Genomic DNA, 19,813 nt, shown 5'->3' with positions numbered 1-19,813 from the left:
TTCAAGAAAAAAGGGACGCCGCAGCGTCCCTCTTGGCTTACCAGTCAGTTAGCCAATTACTCGGCCGCAGCAGCAGCCTTCTTGGCCGGAGCTTTTTTGGCCGCCGGCTTTTTAGCTGCCGCAGCCTTGGTGGCGGTGGCTTTCTTGGCCGGCGCCTTCTTGGCAGCCGCCTTTTTCGGCGCTACCGCTGCTGCATCGGCGCCGCCGTCGGTTTCCGGCTCGGCCTTGGCAGCCGCTTTACCTTTGGCGGGCGCCTTGGCTTTGCGTTCCTCGAACTCGAAGCTGATCTTGCCGTCCTTGCCTTTGACCAGGAAAGCCTTGAACGGACGCCGCGTGCGCTGCGATACAAAACCTGGCAGCAAATCGGTCTTGCCGTCGTTGAGCAGCTTGGCCATTTGCTCGGGCAGGATTTCCTGTTGCAGGATGATGCGCCCGCTACGGAAATCGCAACCCTTGGGCTTGGCAACGGTCTGCTCGCACACATAGGCCAGGCCCATTTCGTACACGCCGCCATTGCACTTCGGGCAAGGTCCGAGCACCGGTTGGCCGGTGAAATCGACCGGTTCCGCATCTTCAGAATCGTCGTTCTGGCCAAAGTCGAACTCGAGCTTGAAGTTCTTGATCTCTTCGTCACGGACGATGCGCAGGATGGCGGCAAACGGCCGGCCCATCTTCGAGCGGAAGCCTTGCAGCGGGCCGATGGTGCGGTCGCGCAGCAATTGTTCCACTTCCGGGATCTCGAACTGGCGGCTGCCCGGCGTTTTGCTCATCGAGAACTCGCACTTGGTGCAGGCAAAGCGGCGGTAGTTTTCCTTGACCACGTGGTTGCAGTTCGGGCACGGCGTCACCAGGGTGGCGTACTCGCCCGGAATGGTGTCGTTGTCGTATTCCTTGGCGCGCTTGACGATGATTTGCGTCATCTGGGCGATTTCGCGCATGAATTCTTCACGCGAGATCTTGCCCTTTTCCATCTGCGACAGCTTGTATTCCCACTCGCCGGTCAGTTCCGGCGCGGTCAGCTCGTTCACGCCCAGGCCGCGCAGCAAGGTCATCAGCTGGAACGCCTTGGCGGTCGGCATCAGTTCGCGGCCTTCGCGCAGCAGGTATTTCTCGCTGATCAAACCTTCGATGGTGGCCGCGCGCGTCGCTGGGGTGCCGAGGCCCTTGCCAGCCATGGCATCGCGCAACTCGTCGTCTTCCACCAGCTTGCCTGCGCCTTCCATGGCCGACAGCAGGGTCGCCTCGGTGTAGCGCGCTGGCGGCTTGGTGACCAGGCCGTTGGCATCGACCTTGTCGGTCAACACTTTTTCGCCCTTGGCGACCGGCACGATGTTCTTGTTGCCGTTGCTCTTGTCGCCTTTTTCGTCGTCCGAGGTCTCCTTGCCATACACGGCCAGCCAGCCGGGGTTGGTCATGACCTTGCCTTCGGTCTTGAACTGGTGGCCCGACACTTCGGTGTAACGGGTGGTGACCTGGAACTCGGCGGCCGGGAAGAACACGGCCATGAAGCGGCGCGTCACCAGGTCGTAGAGCTTCTGTTCCGGCTCGGACAGGTTCTTGGGCGCAATGGTGGTCGGGATTATCGCGAAGTGATCCGAGATCTTGGTATTGTCGAAAATACGCTTGTTCGGCTTGACCCAGCCCTTGTCGAGGATCTGCTTGGCGAACTGGTGGTAGTTCGAATTTTCCTTCACCGTCTCCAGCGCCTGCTTGACCGTGTCCATGTAGTCTTCGGGCAGGTGGCGCGAATCGGTACGCGGGTAGGTCAGCACCTTGTGCTTTTCGTACAGCGCCTGGGCCAGGCCCAGGGTGTTCTTGGCCGAGAAACCGAAGCGCGAGTTCGCTTCACGCTGCAGGCTGGTCAGGTCGAACAGCGCCGGCGCCATCGAGGTGGTCGGCTTGGCTTCTTCGGTGACCACGCCCTGCTTGCCACGGCAAGCGAGTGCGATCGAATCGGCAGCCGCCTTGCTCCACAGCCGCTCGGCGCGTTTTTCAGGATCGGTGTCGTCCTTCTTGAACCTGGTGTCGAGCCAGCGGCCTTCGTACACACCGGCGGCGCACACGAACTCGGCGCGCACTTCCCAGTAGTCGCGGGCGACGAACTTCTTGATCTTTTCTTCGCGCTCGACCACGATCGACAGGGTCGGCGTTTGCACCCGGCCCACGGTGGTCAGGTAGAAACCGCCCTCTTTCGAGTTGAACGCGGTCATGGCGCGGGTGCCGTTGATACCGATCAGCCAGTCGGCTTCGGAGCGGCAACGGGCGGCGTCGGCCAGCGGCATCATTTCTTCGTCGCTGCGCAGCTGGGTGAAGCCGTCGCGGATCGCGCCCGGCGTCATCGATTGCAGCCACAGGCGCTTGACCGGTTGCTTGGCCTTGGCGTTTTGCGCGATCAGGCGGAAAATCAGCTCCCCTTCGCGCCCGGCATCGCAGGCGTTGATCAGGGCGGAGACGTCTTTACGCTTGATCAGCTTGTTCAGTACCTTGAGGCGCGACTCGGTCTTGGCGATCGGATTGAGTGCGAAGAACGGCGGAATCATCGGCAGGTGGGCGAAGCTCCACTTGCCGCGCTTGACGTCGTACTCTTCCGGCACGGCAATTTCCAGCAGGTGACCGACGGCGGAGGACAGCACGTACTCGTCGGATTCAAAGTACTCATCGTGCTTGGTAAAGCCGCCAAGCGTCTTCGCGATGTCGTTCGCGACAGATGGCTTCTCGGCGATGATGAGGGTTTTGCTCATAATATTTGGTATCTCGTTTTTTAACACTTGGGGTGGTTTAGCATGCGCATCATACATGGATCGCGCCGCAGTCTGCACTTTTGCGGCGCTGATGGCAAGGGGTTGGCGTGACAGTGTTGTCGAAAATGATAGCACGCGAGATTGGATACCCGCCTGCGCGGGTATGACGGCTCAACTGCTGGCGGCGCGGCGGTTTTGCTTAATGAAGCAGGCGGGGAGGCGCGTCGTCGTCGGCGCCGAAGAGGTCGTCGAACATCAGGGCATCGGGTTCCTTGCCCTGGCTCCACAGCAGCATCAGCACGATCACCTTGAGCTGGCCCAGCGACACCGGCGCTTCTTCCAGCGACAAGGCGCGCTCGATAACGATTTCACGCTGCAGCGGCGTGAGGACCTTGGCAGATTCGAGGAACTGGATGAAACCGATGGCATCGGTGCCCAGCACATCGCGCTCTTCCTCGACATAAATCCGCATGCCGGTGGAAGCGGCAGTAAGCGAGTGCTCGACGCCGGCCATGGCCGTGAGATCGTTCAACCAGACCAGTGCCTCGGAGATTTCGACGTCGTCAAAACCGACCGCCGACAGCTTCTTGGCCAATGCCTCCGGTTCCGGGCAGGCATCGGGACGGTAATACGTCTCGTAAAGATAAACTAGGATGTCGAACATGGCTCTACTCTATCAGTTAAAACAGATTGGGCACAAGTAGCGCCCTATTTACGATATGCAACACATTTCACCGACGCAAGCGTTGCATCCAGCCGCCCGGCAGCCGTTCCAGCAACCCGGCGAGCTCGAGCGCCAGCAACTGCCCTTGCAGTTCGGCCGCCGGTTGCTGCAAGTGCGCAGCCAGGGTCTCGGCGCGGATCGGCTCGTCGCCCATGGCAAGCAGCACGCGATCGACAAAACTGTCGTCAAAATGCGACCCTGTTGCCACTGCATCAACGCCCATTTTCAGTTCAGACAACACGTCTTCGGCGGTCTCCACCAGCTTGGCGCCGTCGCGTATCAGCCGGTGGCAGCCTTTCGACAAGGTGGCGTGCACCGAGCCGGGCATGGCGTACACGTCGCGGTCCTGGGCTGCCGCCAGGCGCGCCGTGATCAGCGAACCGGACCGGGCCGCCGCCTCCACCACCAGCACCGCGCGCGCCAGGCCGCTGATGACGCGGTTACGCCTTGGAAAGTTGTCACGCAGCGGCGGCGTGCCCAGCGCATATTCGCTGACGATGCAGCCCTGTTCGGCAATCCGCCGCGCCAGCGCCTCGTTGCTGGCCGGATAAATGCGGTCGGCGCCGGTGCCGATCACGGCCACCGTGCCGCCCGCGCCGGCCAGGCCGCCGGCGTGGGCGGCGGCGTCGATGCCCAGCGCCAGCCCGGAGACGATGGTCACGCCCGCATCCGACAAGGCGCGCGCCATGCGTTCGGCGTTCTGCATGCCCATCAGGCTGGCGTTGCGCGAGCCGACCATGGCGACCGACAGCCGGTGCAGCAGCGCCGGGTTGCCCTTGACGTACAGCATCAACGGCGCGGCAGCGATCTGGCGCAGCAAGGCGGGATAATCGGGATGGTCCCAGGTGAGCAACAGGTTGCCCGGCTGCGCACGCCAGGCTTGGACGGCGTCAACCTGCGCGGCCAGGCTGGCGCACGGCGGCGCCAGCAGGGCGCGCGCCCTGGCCGGCTTGACGACGGCGCGCAGCGCATCGTCGCCAGCCTGGAAAATCGCTTCGGGCGTGCTGAAGCGCGCCAGCAGGTCGTGGGCCGTGATCAGGCCCACGCCGTCGGTCTGCTCGAGGCGCAACCAGGCGGCCAGCGCGGACGCCGTGGGCAGTGGGGAGGTTTCCGTGGCTTGCACGGCAGGTTTTACTCCGGCGAGGTGGCGGTGTCGCCCACGACCACGGGCGCTGTCGCCTGCATGATCAGGCCGTAGGATACGCGGCCGAACACGCGGAAGATAAACAGGCTGCCCACCTGTTCGTCGGGCAACCTGACCTGCTGTTCGCGGCCGAACCAGCCGGTGGGGGCGGTCGAGTCGCGCACAGTTTTCCCCGCATGATACAGACGCAACACGGAGCCGATATCGAGTCCGTCAAGCTTGCCGCGATTAATGCTGACAATCTGGTTGCGCCCGGCGTAAGTGACGCCGCCGTGCACGGACAGCACTTTCGCAGCGATCCTGGTGGCGGGCGCGTGCGGCACGTAGTTTTGCGCTGGCGCCGGCGCCAACGCTATCAGCTGGTCGCCCTTGCCCATTTCCTCCCTGGTACTGGCGGCGCGCACCGTGTGCACGTCGCTGCCCGCACCGGCCCTGGCCTGCACCGTCACCGTGCCTAAATAATAGGCTTCGTGGGCCAGCACCTGGCCGCTGTCCGGATCTTGCAATGGCTTGCCCGGGCGATACACCTGGAACGTGGTGGCGCCGCCGAGGTCGCCGCGCACATAGGCTTTATCGCCCTGGCCGATGAACACGTGGCCGTCCTCGGTGGCGACGATGCGCGGCGCACTGGCCAGTTCGTCGTTTTCGATGATCAATGGCTGCGACAGGAACGGCTCGATCGCCGCCGGCGCAATCGAGGGGATGGCGGCAGCGTCCACGGCCGAGCTGCGCACGGCCGGCGAGCGGCGCTCGGTGGCTACTCCGGGTGCATTGCCGGCGGCAGTGTTGTCACCAATCCGCAGGCGGCCGGCGGCGCGGTCGAACCAGATCACCTGGTCCGGGTAGATCCAGTGCGGGTTGGCAATATCATCACGATTCATGTCCCACACCGTGGGCCAGCACCAGGGCTGCTGGAGGAACTTGCCGGCGATATCCCACAGGGTATCGCCGCGCACGACCACGTGACGGTCGGGGGCATCGGCACGGAACTGGCAGGCGGCAGGGGCGGCAGGGGTGGCAAGTGCCGGTGCGGCTGCGCCAAATAACAGGGCTGCCGCAAAGCATGGGCCGACTGTGATAAAATTTTTCATTCGCGATCCAATCGATGCGGCAGCAAGTGTTGCCCGTGTTGAATCAAATTCTGCCCACAAACCCCTGAACTAGCAAGCAAAACAGCGCCCGCCCCTGCGGCGTGATGGCGCGTTTGCACTACCACTACAGCACCTGATAAAACTATGGCCATCCTGAACATTCTGCGTTACCCCGATCCACGCCTGCACAAGGTTGCCAAGCCGGTCACGGTTTTCGATGAGCGCCTGGAAAAACTGGTGGCCGACATGGCCGAGACCATGTACGACGCGCCCGGCGTCGGCCTGGCCGCGTCGCAGGTGGACGTGCACGAGCAGGTGGTCGTGATCGACATCACCGAAGAGAAAAACGCGCTGGTCGCGTACATCAACCCGGAAATCCTGTGGGCCAGCGACGACAAGCAGGTCTACGACGAAGGCTGCCTGTCGGTGCCGGGCATCTACGACGGCGTCGAGCGGCCGTCGAAGATCAAGGTGCGCGCCTATGACGTCAAGGGCCAGCCGTTCGAAGTGGACGCCGATGGCCTGCTGGCCGTGTGCATCCAGCACGAGATGGACCACCTGAAGGGCAAGGTCTTCGTCGAATACCTGTCGCCACTCAAGCGCAACCGCATCAAGGCCAAGCTGCAAAAGGAAGAACGCGGCATGGAGCGCGAAGCGGCGCTGCGCGCCCAGGGCCGTCGCTACTAATATAGAAAGCGCAGATGAAGATCGTCTTTGCCGGCACCCCGGAGTTTGCCGCCGTCGCCCTGCAGGCCCTGCACGAAGCAGGCTTCGAGATCGCGCTGGTGCTCACCCAGCCCGACCGCCCCGCCGGCCGCGGCATGCAATTGCAGCCGTCGGCGGTGAAGCAGTATGCGCTGGCGCATGGCATGGAAGTGCTGCAGCCGCTGTCGCTGCGCACCGACAGCCGTGATCCGGTGCGCGCCGAGCAGGCGCTGGCCGCGCACGAACGGCTGCTGAATACGCCGTACGAGGTGATGGTGGTGGCCGCCTACGGCCTGATCCTGCCGGTCAGCACGCTCGACATCAAGCCCTGCCTCAACATCCACGGCTCGCTGCTGCCGCGCTGGCGTGGCGCCGCGCCGATCCACCGCGCCATCGAAGCCGGTGACACCGAGACTGGCGTCACCATCATGGAGATGGAAGAAGGCCTCGATACCGGCCCGATGCTGCTGACGGAAAAAATCGCCATCGGCCCGCACGACACCACCGGCATGGTGCACGACAAGCTCGCCGCCCTGGGCGGCAAGATGATTGTCGAAGCGCTGCATAAAATGAAACATGGCGAACTCGACGCCGTGGTTCAGCCCGCGGCAGGCGTCAACTACGCCGCCAAGATCAGCAAGGAAGAAGCGGCGCTCGATTTCAGCCTGCCGGCGATCGAACTCGATCGCAAGATCCGCGCCTTCAACCCGTTCCCCGGCGCCCATGGCGCCGTGAACGGCGTGGTGGTCAAGCTGTGGGGCGCCGAAGTGGTCGATGGCGCCGGCACGCCGGGCCAGGTGCTGGCGGCCGACGCCCACGGCATCGTGGTCGCGTGCGGCGCCGGTGCGCTGCGCCTGACCACGCTGCAAAAGCCGGGCGGCAAGCGCCTGCCAGCCGGCGAGTTCATCAAGGGCTTTGCGCTCGAAGGCCAGACTTTCGTCTGATAGCTCACGCTCGGCCCCCGTCACCTCGGGCGGACTCGTACGTGGATTTGCAAGTTGGCTTACACTGGTCAACCAACATTCCACTGGAGCTACGATGTCCGACCTGATAGCCAAACTGAACTGGCGCTACGCCACCAAGAAATACAATCCCGCCAAAGTCCTGGAACAGGACAAGCTTGACCGCATTTTAGAGGCGATCCGCCTGGCCCCAACCTCGTCCGGCCTGCAGCCGTTCGAAGTGCTGGTCGTGAAAAACCCCGACCTGCGCGCCAAGATCCGCGCCGTGGCATGGAACCAGCAAGGCGTGAGCGAAGCGTCGCACCTGCTGGTGTTCGCGGCGTGGGACGACATCACCGAAGAACGGATCGACATGATGTTCGACATGACCAACGAGCAGCGCGGCTTCATCAATGAAGGCTGGGAAGCCTACCGCAAGCAGTTGAAAGGCATCGTTGCCTCCCGCACCCTCGAACAGAATGCCGAAGCCGCCGCACGCCAGGTATATATCGCGCTGGGCCTGGCCATGGTCGCTGCCGCCTTCGAAGAAGTCGACAGCACCCCGATGGAAGGCTTCGATCCGAAAGCCGTGGACGAGATCCTGGGCCTGGGCGAGCGCAAGCTGAAAAGCGTGGTGATCCTGCCGCTGGGCTACCGCGAAGCCGAAGGCGACTGGCTCGCTGGCCTGAAAAAGGTCCGTCGCCCGATGAACCAGGTCGTCTCCGAAATCGCTTAATCGTTTAGCGAAATCACCCGGTCGCCAGCCTCCGGTACACAGCCGTCGGCGATCGGCGTCCAGCCGTGGCGCACCACCACCTGCTTGTCGTCGTGGCACAGTTCCACCCGCGCGCTGGCGGGAAAGCGATAGCGGATAAACCGCTCGAGCGCCGCCGGCAAGCTGACCAGCAGTTGCCGCGCCGCGCGGTCGTGGTCGGGGTGGTCGTCCAGGTGCAGCAGCGGCACCACACGCCCGGCCTGCATCAGCCACCACGAACCGACCACCACCGGCGCCGGCGTGTAGCGCGCCTGGCGCAGCCAGTCCTGGGCGCGCGCGCGCAAGTCGTTACCGTCGGCCAGGTCGCCCCAGCCGGCGGCCAGCATCTCCACCACCCATTGATTGCAATTCTGGTAGCGCGTGCCGAAGGCATAGGCATTGGCGCTGTACTGCGCGGCCAGCAGGTGGGCCACGCGCGGGCCGTCGAGCAGGGCCGGGCGCAGCGCCAGCACCGCCTCGGGCGGCAGGCGCACGATGCTCAGGTAGCCTAGATTGGGGTCGTCGGTGCCCATCGCAAAACCGGCTAGGCCCTGGTCGAAGATGCGCGGGCGGCGTTCGTCGCAGGCGTAATACAGCTGGCGCGCGGCCCACACGCCGGCGTCGGAGCGCCAGGCCAGCGCCGCGTGCGAATAACGGATGCCGAAGCGCGAGAGGTCGAGGCCCGAGCGGCTGACCAAGGCCACGCTGTGGCCCTCCCCTTCAGGGCCTGGCAACTCTTCGCGCAGCACGCCGGCAAAGCGCAGCAGGCGGCTTTGTTCGGCGGCGGTCAGTTCGTGCGAGCGGTCGCAGAAGCGCGAGACGCCTGCGCCGTCGGACAGGCTGCCAGCGTGGGCACTGCCAACAGTTGCCAACAGCGCCAGCCAAGCCAGCGCCAGCGTGGCAAACAGCTTCAAGGCGTTACAGCGTTACAGCGTGACCGGGCGCGAGGCCAGCTCGCCATACCATTCGTCGGCCAGCACCAGGTAGAACGGCTGGCGGTTGTCGATGCGACCGAACTCGATGCCGTAGACACGGTTCTGCGCATACAGCGCGTCGCCGGCAGCCAGCTTCTGCTGGCTGAACGTCGCCTGCGGCAGGTCCAGCACCACGCGCTGCTGGCCGTCGCCTTCGCGCTGCAGGGTCAGGCGGGTACGATCCGCGCCGCCTTTGACGCCTGGCGTGATGCCGATCTCGAGGATCCGGTAGTTACCGTCCGCCACCTTGCGCTTGTCGCCGCTCGAGCTGTTGCTCGAATCGCCCAGCGAGTCCGACACGCTGCCGCTCGACGCCGAACCGGCGCTGGACGCCGACGAGGCGACACTCTCGGCGCGGGCGGTGCCGGCGGCCACGGCAAAAGCCAGCGCGCCGGCCACGGCGGCCAGGCGGAATACGGAAGAATGGGACATTGGTATCCTTGGAGAGTGGGATGGCAAAGACTTGAGTATAAGCGAAGAGCAACATTGGCAAAACAGGAGATTGTTGCTTCAACGCTGCGGTCGGCTGAAGCTTATTCAGCAATGCCGTATAATTTTAGACCCGCGCTGTCCCTGCCCCATCTCTGAAAGTACCAAATGAATAACAACGTGTTCCGTCCCGTCATGTCCAAGGCCGATGCCCAGCTGCGTGAGATCCTCGCGCGCCGCATCATGATCCTCGACGGCGCGATGGGCACCATCATCCAGCAGTACAAGCTCGATGAGACCGCCTACCGTGGCGGCGCCGCCGGGCGCTTCATCGACTTCGCCGCGCCGGCCGGCAGCGGCGCGCGCGAGCTGTTCGTCAAGGGCAACAACGAGCTGCTCACGCTGACGCAGCCGCAGATCATCCAGGAAATCCACGAGCGCTACCTGGCCGCTGGCGCCGACCTGATCGAAACCAATACCTTCGGCGCCACCACCATCGCCCAGGACGACTATCACATGGCCCACCTGGCCTACGAGATGAACCTGCAGGCCGCCAGGCTGGCGCGCGCCGCGTGCGACAAGTACAGCAGCGCCGACAAGCCGCGCTTCGTCGCCGGCGCGCTCGGCCCCACGCCCAAGACCGCGTCGATCTCGCCGGACGTGAACGACCCCGCCGCGCGCAACGTCACGTTCGACCAATTGGTCGATGCCTACCACGAGCAGACCCGCGCGCTGGTCGCCGGCGGCGTCGATGTGCTGCTGGTCGAAACCATTTTCGATACCTTGAACTGCAAGGCCGCGCTGTTCGCCATCGAAAAATTCTACGACGAGAACCCGTCCCAGGAACGCCTGCCGCTGATGATCTCGGGCACCGTGACCGATGCCTCGGGCCGGATCCTGTCCGGCCAGACCGTGCCGGCGTTCTGGAACTCGGTGCGACACGCGCGCCCGCTCACCATCGGCCTCAATTGCGCGCTGGGCGCAGCGCTGATGCGACCTTACGCCCAGGAGCTGTCGCAGATCGCCGATACTTTTGTGTGCATCTACCCCAACGCCGGCCTGCCCAACCCGATGAGCGACACCGGCTTCGACGAGCTGCCGGCCGATACCTCGGCGCTGCTGCGCGAATTCGCCGAAGCCGGTTTCGTCAACATCGCCGGCGGCTGCTGCGGCACCACGCCCGACCACATTGCCGCCATCGGCGAAATCCTGGCCAGGACCGAACCGCGCGCGGTGCCGCAGGTGCCGGTCGCCCAGCGCCTGTCGGGCCTGGAACCGTTCACCATCGACGAGAGCTCGCTGTTCGTCAACGTCGGCGAGCGTACCAACGTCACCGGCTCGAAAGCGTTCGCGCGCATGATTCTCAACGAGCAGTACGACGAAGCCTTGAGCGTGGCGCGCCAGCAGGTGGAAAACGGCGCCCAGGTCATCGACATCAACATGGACGAAGCGATGCTCGATTCGCTGGCGGCCATGACGCGCTTTCTGAACCTGATTGCCTCCGAGCCCGACATCTCGCGCGTGCCGATCATGATCGACTCGTCGAAATGGTCGGTGATCGAGGCGGGCCTCAAGTGCGTGCAGGGCAAGTCGATCGTCAACTCGATCTCGATGAAGGAAGGTGAGCAAGAATTCATCCGCCAGGCCAAATTGTGCCTGGCCTACGGCGCGGCCGTCATCGTCATGGCCTTCGATGAAAAAGGCCAGGCCGACACCTTCGAGCGCAAGATCGAAATCTGCGAGCGCGCCTACAAACTGCTGACCAACACCGTTGGCTTCCCGCCCGAAGACATCATTTTCGATCCGAACATTTTCGCCATTGCCACCGGCATCGAAGAGCACAACAACTACGCGGTGGACTTCATCAACGCCACGCGCTGGATCAAGGAGAACCTGCCGCACGCGAAGATCTCGGGCGGCGTCTCCAACGTGTCGTTCTCGTTCCGTGGCAACGACCCGGCGCGCGAAGCGATCCACACCGTGTTCCTGTACCACGCCATCAAGGCCGGCATGACCATGGGCATCGTCAACGCCGGCATGGTGGGCGTCTATGACGACCTGCCGGCCGAGCTGCGCGAACGGGTGGAAGACGTGGTGCTCAACCGCCGCGACGACGCCACCGAGCGCATGATCGATATCGCCGGCACCCTGAAGGCAGGCGCCGGCAAGCAGGATGCGCAAAACCTCGAATGGCGCGACGCGCCGGTGGAAAAACGCCTGGCGCACGCGCTGGTGCACGGCATCACCCAGTTCATCACCGACGATACCGAAGAGATGCGCCAGCAGGTGCTCGCTGCCAACGGCCGCCCGATCCACGTGATCGAAGGCCCGCTGATGGATGGCATGAACATCGTCGGCGACCTGTTCGGCCAGGGCAAGATGTTCCTGCCGCAGGTCGTGAAATCGGCGCGCGTGATGAAGCAGGCGGTGGCCCACCTGATTCCGTACATCGAGGAAGAAAAGCTGGCCGAGGAAAAGCGCACCGGCATCGTCGCCAAACCGAAGGGCAAGATCGTCATGGCCACCGTCAAGGGCGACGTGCACGACATCGGCAAGAACATCGTTACCGTGGTCCTGCAGTGTAATAACTTCGAGGTGGTGAACATGGGCGTGATGGTGCCCTGCTCCGAAATCCTGGCGCGCGCCAAGCTGGAAAACGCCGACATCATCGGCCTCTCGGGCCTGATCACGCCGTCGCTCGAAGAGATGGCGTACGTGGCCAAGGAGATGCAGCGCGACGACCACTTCCGCATGTTGAAAATTCCGCTGCTGATCGGCGGCGCCACCACCAGCCGCGCCCACACGGCGGTGAAAATCGCCCATAACTACGAAGGCCCGGTGGTGTACGTGCCCGATGCCTCGCGGTCGGTATCGGTGGCGCAGTCGCTGCTCACGCCCGAGAGCCGCGAGCAGTACATCCAGGAGATCACCGACGACTACCAGCGCATCCGCGAGCAGCACGCCAACAAGAAGGCGCTGCCGATCCTGTCGATCAAGGATGCACGCGCCAACAAGATGAAGCTGTCGTTCGAGGGCGCGTGCGCGCCGGTCAAGCCTAAATTCATCGGCCGCCGCGAGTTCCGCAATATCGACCTGGCGCTGATCGCCAGGTATATCGACTGGGGTCCGTTCTTCCAGACCTGGGACCTGGCCGGCCCGTTCCCCGCCATCCTCACCGACGAGGTGGTAGGCGAAGCGGCCACCAAGGTGTTCGAGGAAGGCCAGGCCATGCTGAAAAAGCTGATCGACGGCCGCTGGCTCACCGCCAACGGCGTGATCTCGCTGCTGCCGGCCAATTCGGTCAACGACGACGATATCGAAGTCTATACCGACGACACCCGCGCCACCGTGGACTTCACCTATTACGGCTTGCGCCAGCAAGGCGTCAAGCCCGTGGTCGATGGCGTGCAGCGGCCGAACCAGTGCCTGTCCGACTTCATCGCGCCGAAAGAGTCAGGCATCAAGGACTACATCGGCATGTTCGCGGTGACGGCTGGTTTGGGCATCGAGAAGTACGAAAAGCGCTTCGAGGATGCCCATGACGACTACTCGTCGATCATGCTCAAGTCGCTGGCCGACCGCCTGGCCGAAGCGTTTGCTGAATACCTGCACGAGCGCGTACGGAAAGACTTGTGGGGCTATGCGTCCGATGAAGCGCTGACCAACGAGGAAATGATAGCCGAGAAATACCTGGGCATCCGCCCGGCGCCCGGTTACCCGGCCAACCCGGAACACACGGTCAAGCGCGAGATGTTCAATACCATGCAGGCCGAGGACATCGGCATGGTGCTGACCGAGTCGTACGCGATGTACCCGGGCGCCGCCGTTTCCGGCTTCTACTTTGCGCACCCGGAATCGAAGTACTTCGTGGTCGGCAAGATCGGCGACGACCAGGTCAGCGACATGGCCAGGCGCCGTGGCGTGGACAAGGTGGAACTGGAGCGCTGGCTGGCGCCTAACTTGAGCTGAGTTGATTTAACCGGCACTAATTTACCCGCGCCCGTCGCGGGTAAATTTTGCCACGGCCAGCCCACCGAACAGCACCGCAAACCCCAGCAGCACAGCAATCGATGGCGCCGCGCCGGCCAGTCCCAGGCCGCGCCAGGTCACGGCATCAAAACCGTCGATCGCCCAGCGCGTGGGCATCACCAGCGTGGCGGTCTGCATCCACTGCGGGAAGATGAACGACGGCACCCAGGCGCCGCCCAGCACCACCATGATCAGGGTCGCAAACACGGCGATGCCGCGCGCCGCTTCCGGCGTCTTGCCGAACGCCGCGATCAACAGTCCGAACGAGGCGGTCACCAGCGCGAAACCGACTGCCACGCCCAAAAAGCCGGTCAGGCTGCCCACCTGCACGCCGAACATCAGCGCCGCGCACAGGAAAATCGCGCACAGCAGGCCGACCGCGATCACGGTGGCCGACACCGCCCGCCCAGCCACCACGGTGGCCAGCGAGATCGGCGCGGCCAGCAGGCGGTTCCAGATGCCGAGCCGGCGCGCGGCCAGCATGGCGATGCCCATCTCGATGCCCATGAACAGGATGAACTGCACGCCCATGCCGCCGAACGAGTGGGCGTAGCCATTGTATTTGGGGCCGCTCGACAGCGCCTCGTCGCGGGTGGCGAACGGCATCGACATGCCGCCGGTCTCCAATTCGGCGCCAGCGGTGGCACCTGTGCGCGCCTTTTCCGCGTCGGCCACCGCACGCTGGTCCTGGAATTTTTTCAGGCTGTCGAGAAAGTCGCCCAGCTGCGCGGCAGCAGGGTCGGTGGGGGCCGCTGCGCGCACTTCGACCAGCTGCTTCTCCGTGGTGGCCGCACCGGCGCTGCCCATCACGGCCGCACTGGTGGTCTGCATCACCTGCTGCGTGAGCAGGCCTTTGACCATGGCCAGTACGGTCGACTGCGACGGGTCGTAGTACAGCGGCAGCTCGGGCTTGTTGCCCTTGGGGCCACCGAACAGCGCACTGTCGGCGGCGTCGCCGAAGCCGACCGGAATCACCACTGCCACAGAAAGCTTACCGGCGCGGACCTTCTCCTGCGCCTGCGCATCCGTTAATTCCGTCACGCGCAGGGTGGGCTCGGCCTTCAGGCCGGCGGCGATCTTCTGTCCCGTGGCCGACTGGTCGAGCACCACCAGGCCGATGTCGATAGTGCCGGTGTTCGACTTCGAACTGCCGCCGAACAGCGAACCGAAAATCGCCGCCAGCAGCACCGGCATCAGCAAGTGCAGCATCAGCGCGCGCTTGTCGTTCACATACAGCAGCAAGTCCTTGCGGACCAAAGCCAGGAATGGCGTAATCGCGGTCATGGTGGTTCCCGTCAGTCGCGCAGGCTGCGACCGGTAAGGTTGAGGAAGATATTTTCCAGCGACGTGCGGGCGGTGGCAAAATGCAGCACCGGCGCATCCTGAATCTGCTGCGCGGCCAGCCAGGCCAGCACTGGCGCCGCATGGACGCTGGCGACCAGGTCGACATCGAGCACCCCGCCCTCCTGGCGCACCGTGGTCACACCCGGCTGCGCGCGCAGCGCGTCCAGCAGCGATGCCGTCGGTGGTACCGCCAGTTCCACATGCAGCGCCGCCTGCGCGGGCAGGCGCTGGTACAGCGCGGCCGGGGTTTCGTCGGCCAATACGCGGCCGCCGTCGATGATGACGATATGGTCGGCCAGCCGCTCGACCTCTTCCATGTAGTGGCTGGTGTAGATCAGCGAGCGGCCTTGCGCCTGCAGGGTTTCCAGCGTATCGAAGATGGCATTGCGGCTCTGCGGATCGACGCCGACGGTGGGCTCGTCGAGGATCAAGAGTTGCGGGTCGTGCAGCAGCGCGGCAGCGATATTGAGGCGGCGCTTCATGCCGCCGGAGAAGGTCGATGGCTTGTCGCGCGCGCGGTCTGCCAGGTTGACCAGCGCCAGCACGTCGTCGCAGCGCTGCTTGAGCTGTGCGCCTTTCAGGCCATACAGGGCGCCGAACAGCTTGAGATTTTCGATGGCGGCCAGGTCTTCGTACAGTGCCAGGTCCTGCGGCACGTAGCCGATGTTCGACTTGGCGGGACTGGCACCCTGCCCGACCGGCGCGCCGCCCAGGAGAATTGCGCCGCTGTCGGGCCGCAGCAGGCCGCAGATCATGCTCACGGTCGTCGATTTGCCGGCGCCGTTGGGGCCGATCAGGCCGACGGTCTGGCCCTGCCGTACCTGGAACGACACGCCGTCCACCGCGCGCCGCTCACCGTACGATTTGCTGATGCCGTCCACCTGGAGCAATACCGAAGCCATGGCCGTCCTTGCTGTTTAATAGCTGACGAGCATAACTTTCTTGACATCCAGGCCGCAAGTTACATATTGGCAATCTCTCGTTTTTCCCCAACATACAACAATCGTCTCGGGTGCCTCGAAAACCGTAGCGAGCGGCTTGCTATCGTCTCGAGTAGCGCAAGCGTACGAAAGTACGCTGAGCAACGCAGAGGCGATAGCAAGCCGCGCAGCAGGTTGACGAGCGCCCCATCACAAAGCATAGCGGACGACGTTATCGCTCCATTCGAACGCGGCCAGTTCCAGCTCCACCAGTTCCTCTGCGCTGATCGCCAGTTCGCGCAGCGCCGGCAGCACCTGGTGGTCGAGTTCCTCGATCCGTTCCAGCGACTCCGCCAGGGTCAGCAGCTCGCCGTAGAAGCCGGTGCGGTCGAGCAAGGCTGCAGCAACGCTGTCGATCACGGGAATCTGGCCCAGGATTTCGTACATGGGCATGCCGAACAGCGTATCCATCAGCGACATGATGCCGACCGTAAAGGCGACATCGGCAGCGTGCGGCTCGCGCGGGCGCAGCTTGGTAGCCAGCAGTTCGAGCAGGCGGCCGCGCGTGGTGGCCAGCATCAGCAGCGGCGTCATGCTGTGGCCGCGCTTGCTCGGTTCGGCGTACAGCATGATTTGCAGCCAGCGCTGCAACTGGCGCCGGCCCAGCAGGGTCAGGGCCTGGCCCAGCGAATCGATACGCTGGCGCGCGCCCACCGCCGGGGTGTTCACCAGGCGCAGCAGGTTCAGCGCCAGCGAGACGTCGCGCTTGATGGCGCGCTCGATTTCCGGGTTGTCGGCGTCGGACGTGACCAGTGTCATCAGCTCCATTACCGCCAGTTGCGACGGCGAGAGCTTCTTGCCGCTCATGATGACCGGCTTGGAAAAATAATAGCCCTGGAAATAGTCGAAGCCGAGGTCGAGCGCGTTCTTGAATTCCTCGCGCGTTTCCACCTTTTCCGCCACCAACTTCTTGCGTTGCTGGTGGAACTGCGGCGCCAGTTGCATCAACGTCGATAGCGGCGTGTGGTGCACATCCATCTTGACGTATTGCACGAGCGGCAACAGTGCCGCATTTTGTCCTTGCGCGTGATCGCCGTGCAAGGCGAACTGGAAGCCGTGGCTGGCCAGTTCCTGCATACGCTGCTGCAACGCCGGGGTGGCCACCACATCGTCGGCGATTTCCAGCACCACGCGCTGCGGCGGCAGGAAGGCGAAGATATCAGTCATCAGCACGTCCGCGTCGACATTGACGAAGCCGCGGGCGTCGCCGATGGTGCGCTCCATGCCCAGTTGCGAGGCGTGAGCGATCACGGCGGCGGTGGCGGACAGTTCGTCTGTGATCAGCGCCGGGCCGACCGGCTCGTTACGAAACAGTAATTCGTAGCCGAACAGCGCCTGGTTGCGGTCCAGGATGGGCTGGCGTCCCAGGTAAAATTCGTGCACGCGCAGCTTGGGCGCGCCGTCGTTGTTGGCAGAGAGATCGATCATGAGCTTGGGTCAGGAGGTGTACGCGGGTCGGCTTCCATTCTGACAGCAATACCTGCCAATGTCGCGGTCGCTTACCTGGTTTAACTGCTTTCGTCGCCGCTTTGCATCGTTTGTTGCGGCGCGCCATCAATAAACAGTTTCAGTTCACCGGGCGCGAAGGCAGTCCAGCGCTCGTTGGTGGTCAACGGCTCGGTCACGATCACCGCCACCCGATCGTCTGGCGTGGTGACTTGGGCAAAGTCGACAGTGACATCCTCGTCCGACAACTTGGCGGTGTCGAACGGATGCTGGCGCACCAGGTAGTGCAGGCTGGTGGAGCAATGGGCAAACAGTTCGCCGCCCGATGACAGCAGCATGTTGAAGGTGCCGTGGGTGGCGATCTCGGCCACGAGTTGCTGGAGCGCCGCGTGCAGGTCGTCGCGGGTAGGCCGCTGTTCGCCGAAACGGGCGCGCAATTGCTGCAAGATATAGCAAAAGGCCCGCTCGCTGTCGGTGGTGCCCACCGGGCGGAAGGCACCGTTGAGCAGCGGATTGAATTCCTTGAGGTCGCCGTTATGGGCGAATACCCAGTATTGGCCCCACAGTTCGCGCACGAACGGGTGGCAATTTTCCAGCGCCACCTGGCCCTGCGTGGCCTTGCGGATGTGGGCAATGACGTTGGTGGACTTGATCGGGTAGTTCTTGATCAGTTCGGCAATCGGCGACGCGACTGCGGCCTGGTGATCGACGAAGTGGCGCACACCGGCGCCCTCGAAAAAGGCGATGCCCCAGCCGTCGTGGTGGTGGTCGGTACGGCCGCCGCGCATGGCGAAGCCGGTAAAACTGAACACAATGTCGGTCGGCACATTGCAGTTCATGCCCAGAAGTTGGCACATGATGATCTCTTAAAATGAAGCTGGCTGCGCATCGTAACCGAATCGGCTACCGATGCGCAGCCATCGAGACCACCTGCGTTCAATTTAGCCCTTGTTTAGTCCCTAATGCAACAACACGGGCTGACTCATGAGCTCGTCGTAACTGCCCAAAAATTCATCGATTTCAGCCATGGTGGGCTCATTGGCGATCAGCTCGTTAACGTCGCGACGGAAGTTTTGCGCCAGGACGCCATTGATGAAGATCTCGCGCTTGCCGCCTTTGTCGACGATTTCGTAGCCGCCAAAGCGCAACGCGTCCAGAGTACGGTCTGCGCCAAACTCGACAACGCTGTACTGCTCGCTGTTATAGATGAGATTCATATTGCTTCCTTTCTCCAGGGGGCCTGCTTGGTTTCACTCTCAGCATGATAGATAGTGCTGAAAGCCTTCAATTCAAGGGCTTGCTGTCGATCAAAGAGCCGATCTGCCGGCTGCTAGGTTCAGGCCGCGATATCGGGTTGCAATGCCAGCAAGGTATCGTACGGCGCCCCGGACAGCCACTCGCGCAGCAATTCCAGGTGCTCGGCCGAGGCCAGGCTGATGTAGAGCCGCGCAGGAGGACGGCGCAGTACACGGTTCAATGTTACCCGTAAAACGAGATTGCCGCTGCAATGAAGGCAGCCGGGTGCGATCCGGATAACATTGGCCGCATATTGTGCGGGGGTGTCCTCAACGCAGTCGTCAAAGACCAGGGCCGATCCGCCATCGGACAGCCCCTCGAGGATGATGGCGCTGGGCACGCCCGGCTCCAGCAGTGCGGCGATGGCAGCCTCGCGCGCGCCGGCGCGGGGGCCGGTGACCAGCCACGTGGGCACCGGCGCCCGGGCGCCGGCGGCCACGGTGGCGTTGAGGTCAGTCACGGGCTGAGGCGGCCTTTTTTGCCAGTTTGCCCGGCTCCACGCCCAGTTGCTTGAGCTTGCGGTACAGGTGGGTACGCTCGAGGCCGGTTTTCTCGGCTACGCGCGTCATGCTGCCGCCTTCGCGCCCCAGGTGGTGCTCGAAGTACATCCGCTCGAAGGCGTCGCGCGCCTCGCGCAGCGGCAGGTCGAACGACAGGCTGAACGAGTGGTTGTCGGCGCCGGCCACGGTGGCGCCGCCGCGCACGGCAATCGCTGCCGCCGGGTTGGGGGCGTTGAACGGGGCGCCAGCCGTGTCCTCGGGCTGGGCCGCCAGCACCGGGCGCGGCGCCACCGCTGGCGCGCGCACGGTTTCCTGGGCGCGCGTCAGGCCCGCTTGCACCGCCTTGAGCAGCTTTTGCAGGGCAATCGGCTTCTCGAGGAAGTTCAGTGCGCCAATGCGGGTGGCCTCGACCGCCGTATCGATGGTCGCGTGGCCCGACATCATGATGACCGGCATGGTCAGCAAGCCGTCGCGTTGCCATTCCTTGAGCAGGGTCACGCCGTCGGTATCGGGCATCCAGATATCGAGCAACACCAGGTCGGGCGCGCCGGCGGCACGCGCCTCGCGCGCCTGCTGGGCATTTTCCGCCAGTTGAATTGCGTGTCCTTCATCGCTGAGGATTTCCGAGAGCAACTCGCGGATGCCCATCTCATCGTCCACTACCAGTATGTTTGCCATCTTCCCTCACCCTCTACATTTCGCCGTTAATGCGGCC

Annotated in this window: 17 protein-coding genes; 4 read left to right on the top strand and 13 right to left on the bottom strand. The window is 63.8% G+C overall.

What is annotated here, in order from left to right; translation table 11 throughout:
• Nucleotides 1-56: 56 nt before the first annotated feature.
• The 4 genes from J2X54_RS21435 to J2X54_RS21420 form a co-directional block, all read right to left on the bottom strand.
• Entirely contained in the window at nucleotides 57-2,741 is a 2,685-nt protein-coding gene (locus J2X54_RS21435) for a DNA topoisomerase III (protein ID WP_310183452.1), read from the bottom strand.
• 199 nt (nucleotides 2,742-2,940) lie between these two features.
• Nucleotides 2,941-3,405: a DUF494 family protein gene (locus J2X54_RS21430; protein WP_070249292.1), complete on the bottom strand. Its 465-nt coding sequence runs from the start codon at nucleotides 3,403-3,405 to the stop codon at nucleotides 2,941-2,943.
• 67 nt (nucleotides 3,406-3,472) lie between these two features.
• Nucleotides 3,473-4,588 (bottom strand): DNA-processing protein DprA, encoded by a 1,116-nt coding sequence (gene dprA / locus J2X54_RS21425; protein WP_310183448.1) that lies wholly within the window; start codon nucleotides 4,586-4,588, stop codon nucleotides 3,473-3,475.
• Between the two features lie 8 nt (nucleotides 4,589-4,596).
• A complete protein-coding gene (locus tag J2X54_RS21420; RefSeq protein WP_310183446.1) occupies nucleotides 4,597-5,700 on the bottom strand; it encodes a LysM peptidoglycan-binding domain-containing protein in 1,104 nt (367 codons plus the stop codon).
• 144 nt (nucleotides 5,701-5,844) lie between these two features.
• On the opposite strand from J2X54_RS21420, the gene def reads away from it, so the two are divergent.
• The 3 genes from def (at nucleotide 5,845) to J2X54_RS21405 (ending at nucleotide 8,082) form a co-directional block, all read left to right on the top strand.
• The gene (gene def / locus J2X54_RS21415; RefSeq protein WP_070251879.1) at nucleotides 5,845-6,387 is read left to right on the top strand and encodes a peptide deformylase; all 543 of its coding nucleotides are present in this window, start codon (nucleotides 5,845-5,847) and stop codon (nucleotides 6,385-6,387) included.
• Between the two features lie 14 nt (nucleotides 6,388-6,401).
• Nucleotides 6,402-7,349 carry a methionyl-tRNA formyltransferase gene (gene fmt, locus J2X54_RS21410; protein WP_070251878.1) on the top strand — a complete coding sequence of 316 codons (948 nt, stop codon included), beginning with the start codon at nucleotides 6,402-6,404 and terminating at the stop codon, nucleotides 7,347-7,349.
• Nucleotides 7,350-7,443: 94 nt separating this feature from the next.
• On the top strand, nucleotides 7,444-8,082 hold the full coding sequence (locus J2X54_RS21405; protein WP_070251877.1) for an NAD(P)H-dependent oxidoreductase: 639 nt from the start codon (nucleotides 7,444-7,446) through the stop codon (nucleotides 8,080-8,082).
• On the opposite strand, the gene J2X54_RS21400 is transcribed toward J2X54_RS21405, so the two are convergent.
• Both J2X54_RS21400 and J2X54_RS21395 read right to left on the bottom strand, forming a co-directional pair.
• Nucleotides 8,079-9,014, bottom strand: a complete 936-nt coding sequence (locus J2X54_RS21400; RefSeq protein WP_310183442.1) for a DUF2145 domain-containing protein — start codon at nucleotides 9,012-9,014, stop codon at nucleotides 8,079-8,081. The two genes, J2X54_RS21405 and J2X54_RS21400, sit on opposite strands and share 4 nt — an antisense overlap.
• A gap of 12 nt (nucleotides 9,015-9,026) precedes the next feature.
• On the bottom strand, nucleotides 9,027-9,506 hold the full coding sequence (locus J2X54_RS21395) for a hypothetical protein (protein ID WP_310183440.1): 480 nt from the start codon (nucleotides 9,504-9,506) through the stop codon (nucleotides 9,027-9,029).
• Between the two features lie 192 nt (nucleotides 9,507-9,698).
• Here J2X54_RS21395 and metH point away from each other — a divergent pair, with 192 nt between their 5' ends.
• Nucleotides 9,699-13,472 carry a methionine synthase gene (gene metH, locus J2X54_RS21390; protein WP_404990947.1) on the top strand — a complete coding sequence of 1,258 codons (3,774 nt, stop codon included), beginning with the start codon at nucleotides 9,699-9,701 and terminating at the stop codon, nucleotides 13,470-13,472.
• 21 nt (nucleotides 13,473-13,493) lie between these two features.
• On the opposite strand, the gene J2X54_RS21385 is transcribed toward metH, so the two are convergent.
• From J2X54_RS21385 to J2X54_RS21355, 7 genes are all read right to left on the bottom strand, one after another.
• Nucleotides 13,494-14,816 (bottom strand): ABC transporter permease, encoded by a 1,323-nt coding sequence (locus J2X54_RS21385; protein WP_310183434.1) that lies wholly within the window; start codon nucleotides 14,814-14,816, stop codon nucleotides 13,494-13,496.
• Nucleotides 14,817-14,827: 11 nt separating this feature from the next.
• The gene (locus J2X54_RS21380; RefSeq protein ID WP_310183432.1) at nucleotides 14,828-15,778 is read right to left on the bottom strand and encodes an ABC transporter ATP-binding protein; all 951 of its coding nucleotides are present in this window, start codon (nucleotides 15,776-15,778) and stop codon (nucleotides 14,828-14,830) included.
• A gap of 228 nt (nucleotides 15,779-16,006) precedes the next feature.
• On the bottom strand, nucleotides 16,007-17,284 hold the full coding sequence (locus tag J2X54_RS21375; RefSeq protein WP_070251873.1) for an EAL and HDOD domain-containing protein: 1,278 nt from the start codon (nucleotides 17,282-17,284) through the stop codon (nucleotides 16,007-16,009).
• A gap of 80 nt (nucleotides 17,285-17,364) precedes the next feature.
• A complete protein-coding gene (locus J2X54_RS21370; RefSeq protein ID WP_310183431.1) occupies nucleotides 17,365-18,159 on the bottom strand; it encodes a class II glutamine amidotransferase in 795 nt (264 codons plus the stop codon).
• A gap of 102 nt (nucleotides 18,160-18,261) precedes the next feature.
• Nucleotides 18,262-18,519: a DUF3567 domain-containing protein gene (locus J2X54_RS21365; RefSeq protein ID WP_019924426.1), complete on the bottom strand. Its 258-nt coding sequence runs from the start codon at nucleotides 18,517-18,519 to the stop codon at nucleotides 18,262-18,264.
• Nucleotides 18,520-18,638: 119 nt separating this feature from the next.
• Nucleotides 18,639-19,058: a GTPase gene (locus tag J2X54_RS21360; RefSeq protein WP_310183430.1), complete on the bottom strand. Its 420-nt coding sequence runs from the start codon at nucleotides 19,056-19,058 to the stop codon at nucleotides 18,639-18,641.
• A complete protein-coding gene (locus J2X54_RS21355) occupies nucleotides 19,051-19,776 on the bottom strand; it encodes a response regulator (protein ID WP_310183428.1) in 726 nt (241 codons plus the stop codon). The genes J2X54_RS21360 and J2X54_RS21355 overlap by 8 nt, the downstream gene beginning before the upstream one ends.
• Nucleotides 19,777-19,813: the final 37 nt, after the last annotated feature.

The organism is Duganella sp. 3397 (assembly GCF_031456625.1).
GTDB classification, from domain to species: Bacteria; Pseudomonadota; Gammaproteobacteria; order Burkholderiales; family Burkholderiaceae_D; genus Rugamonas; species Rugamonas phyllosphaerae.
Note: the sequence above shows the minus strand (reverse complement) of the source record. Positions and strands in the feature narration are given on the sequence as shown.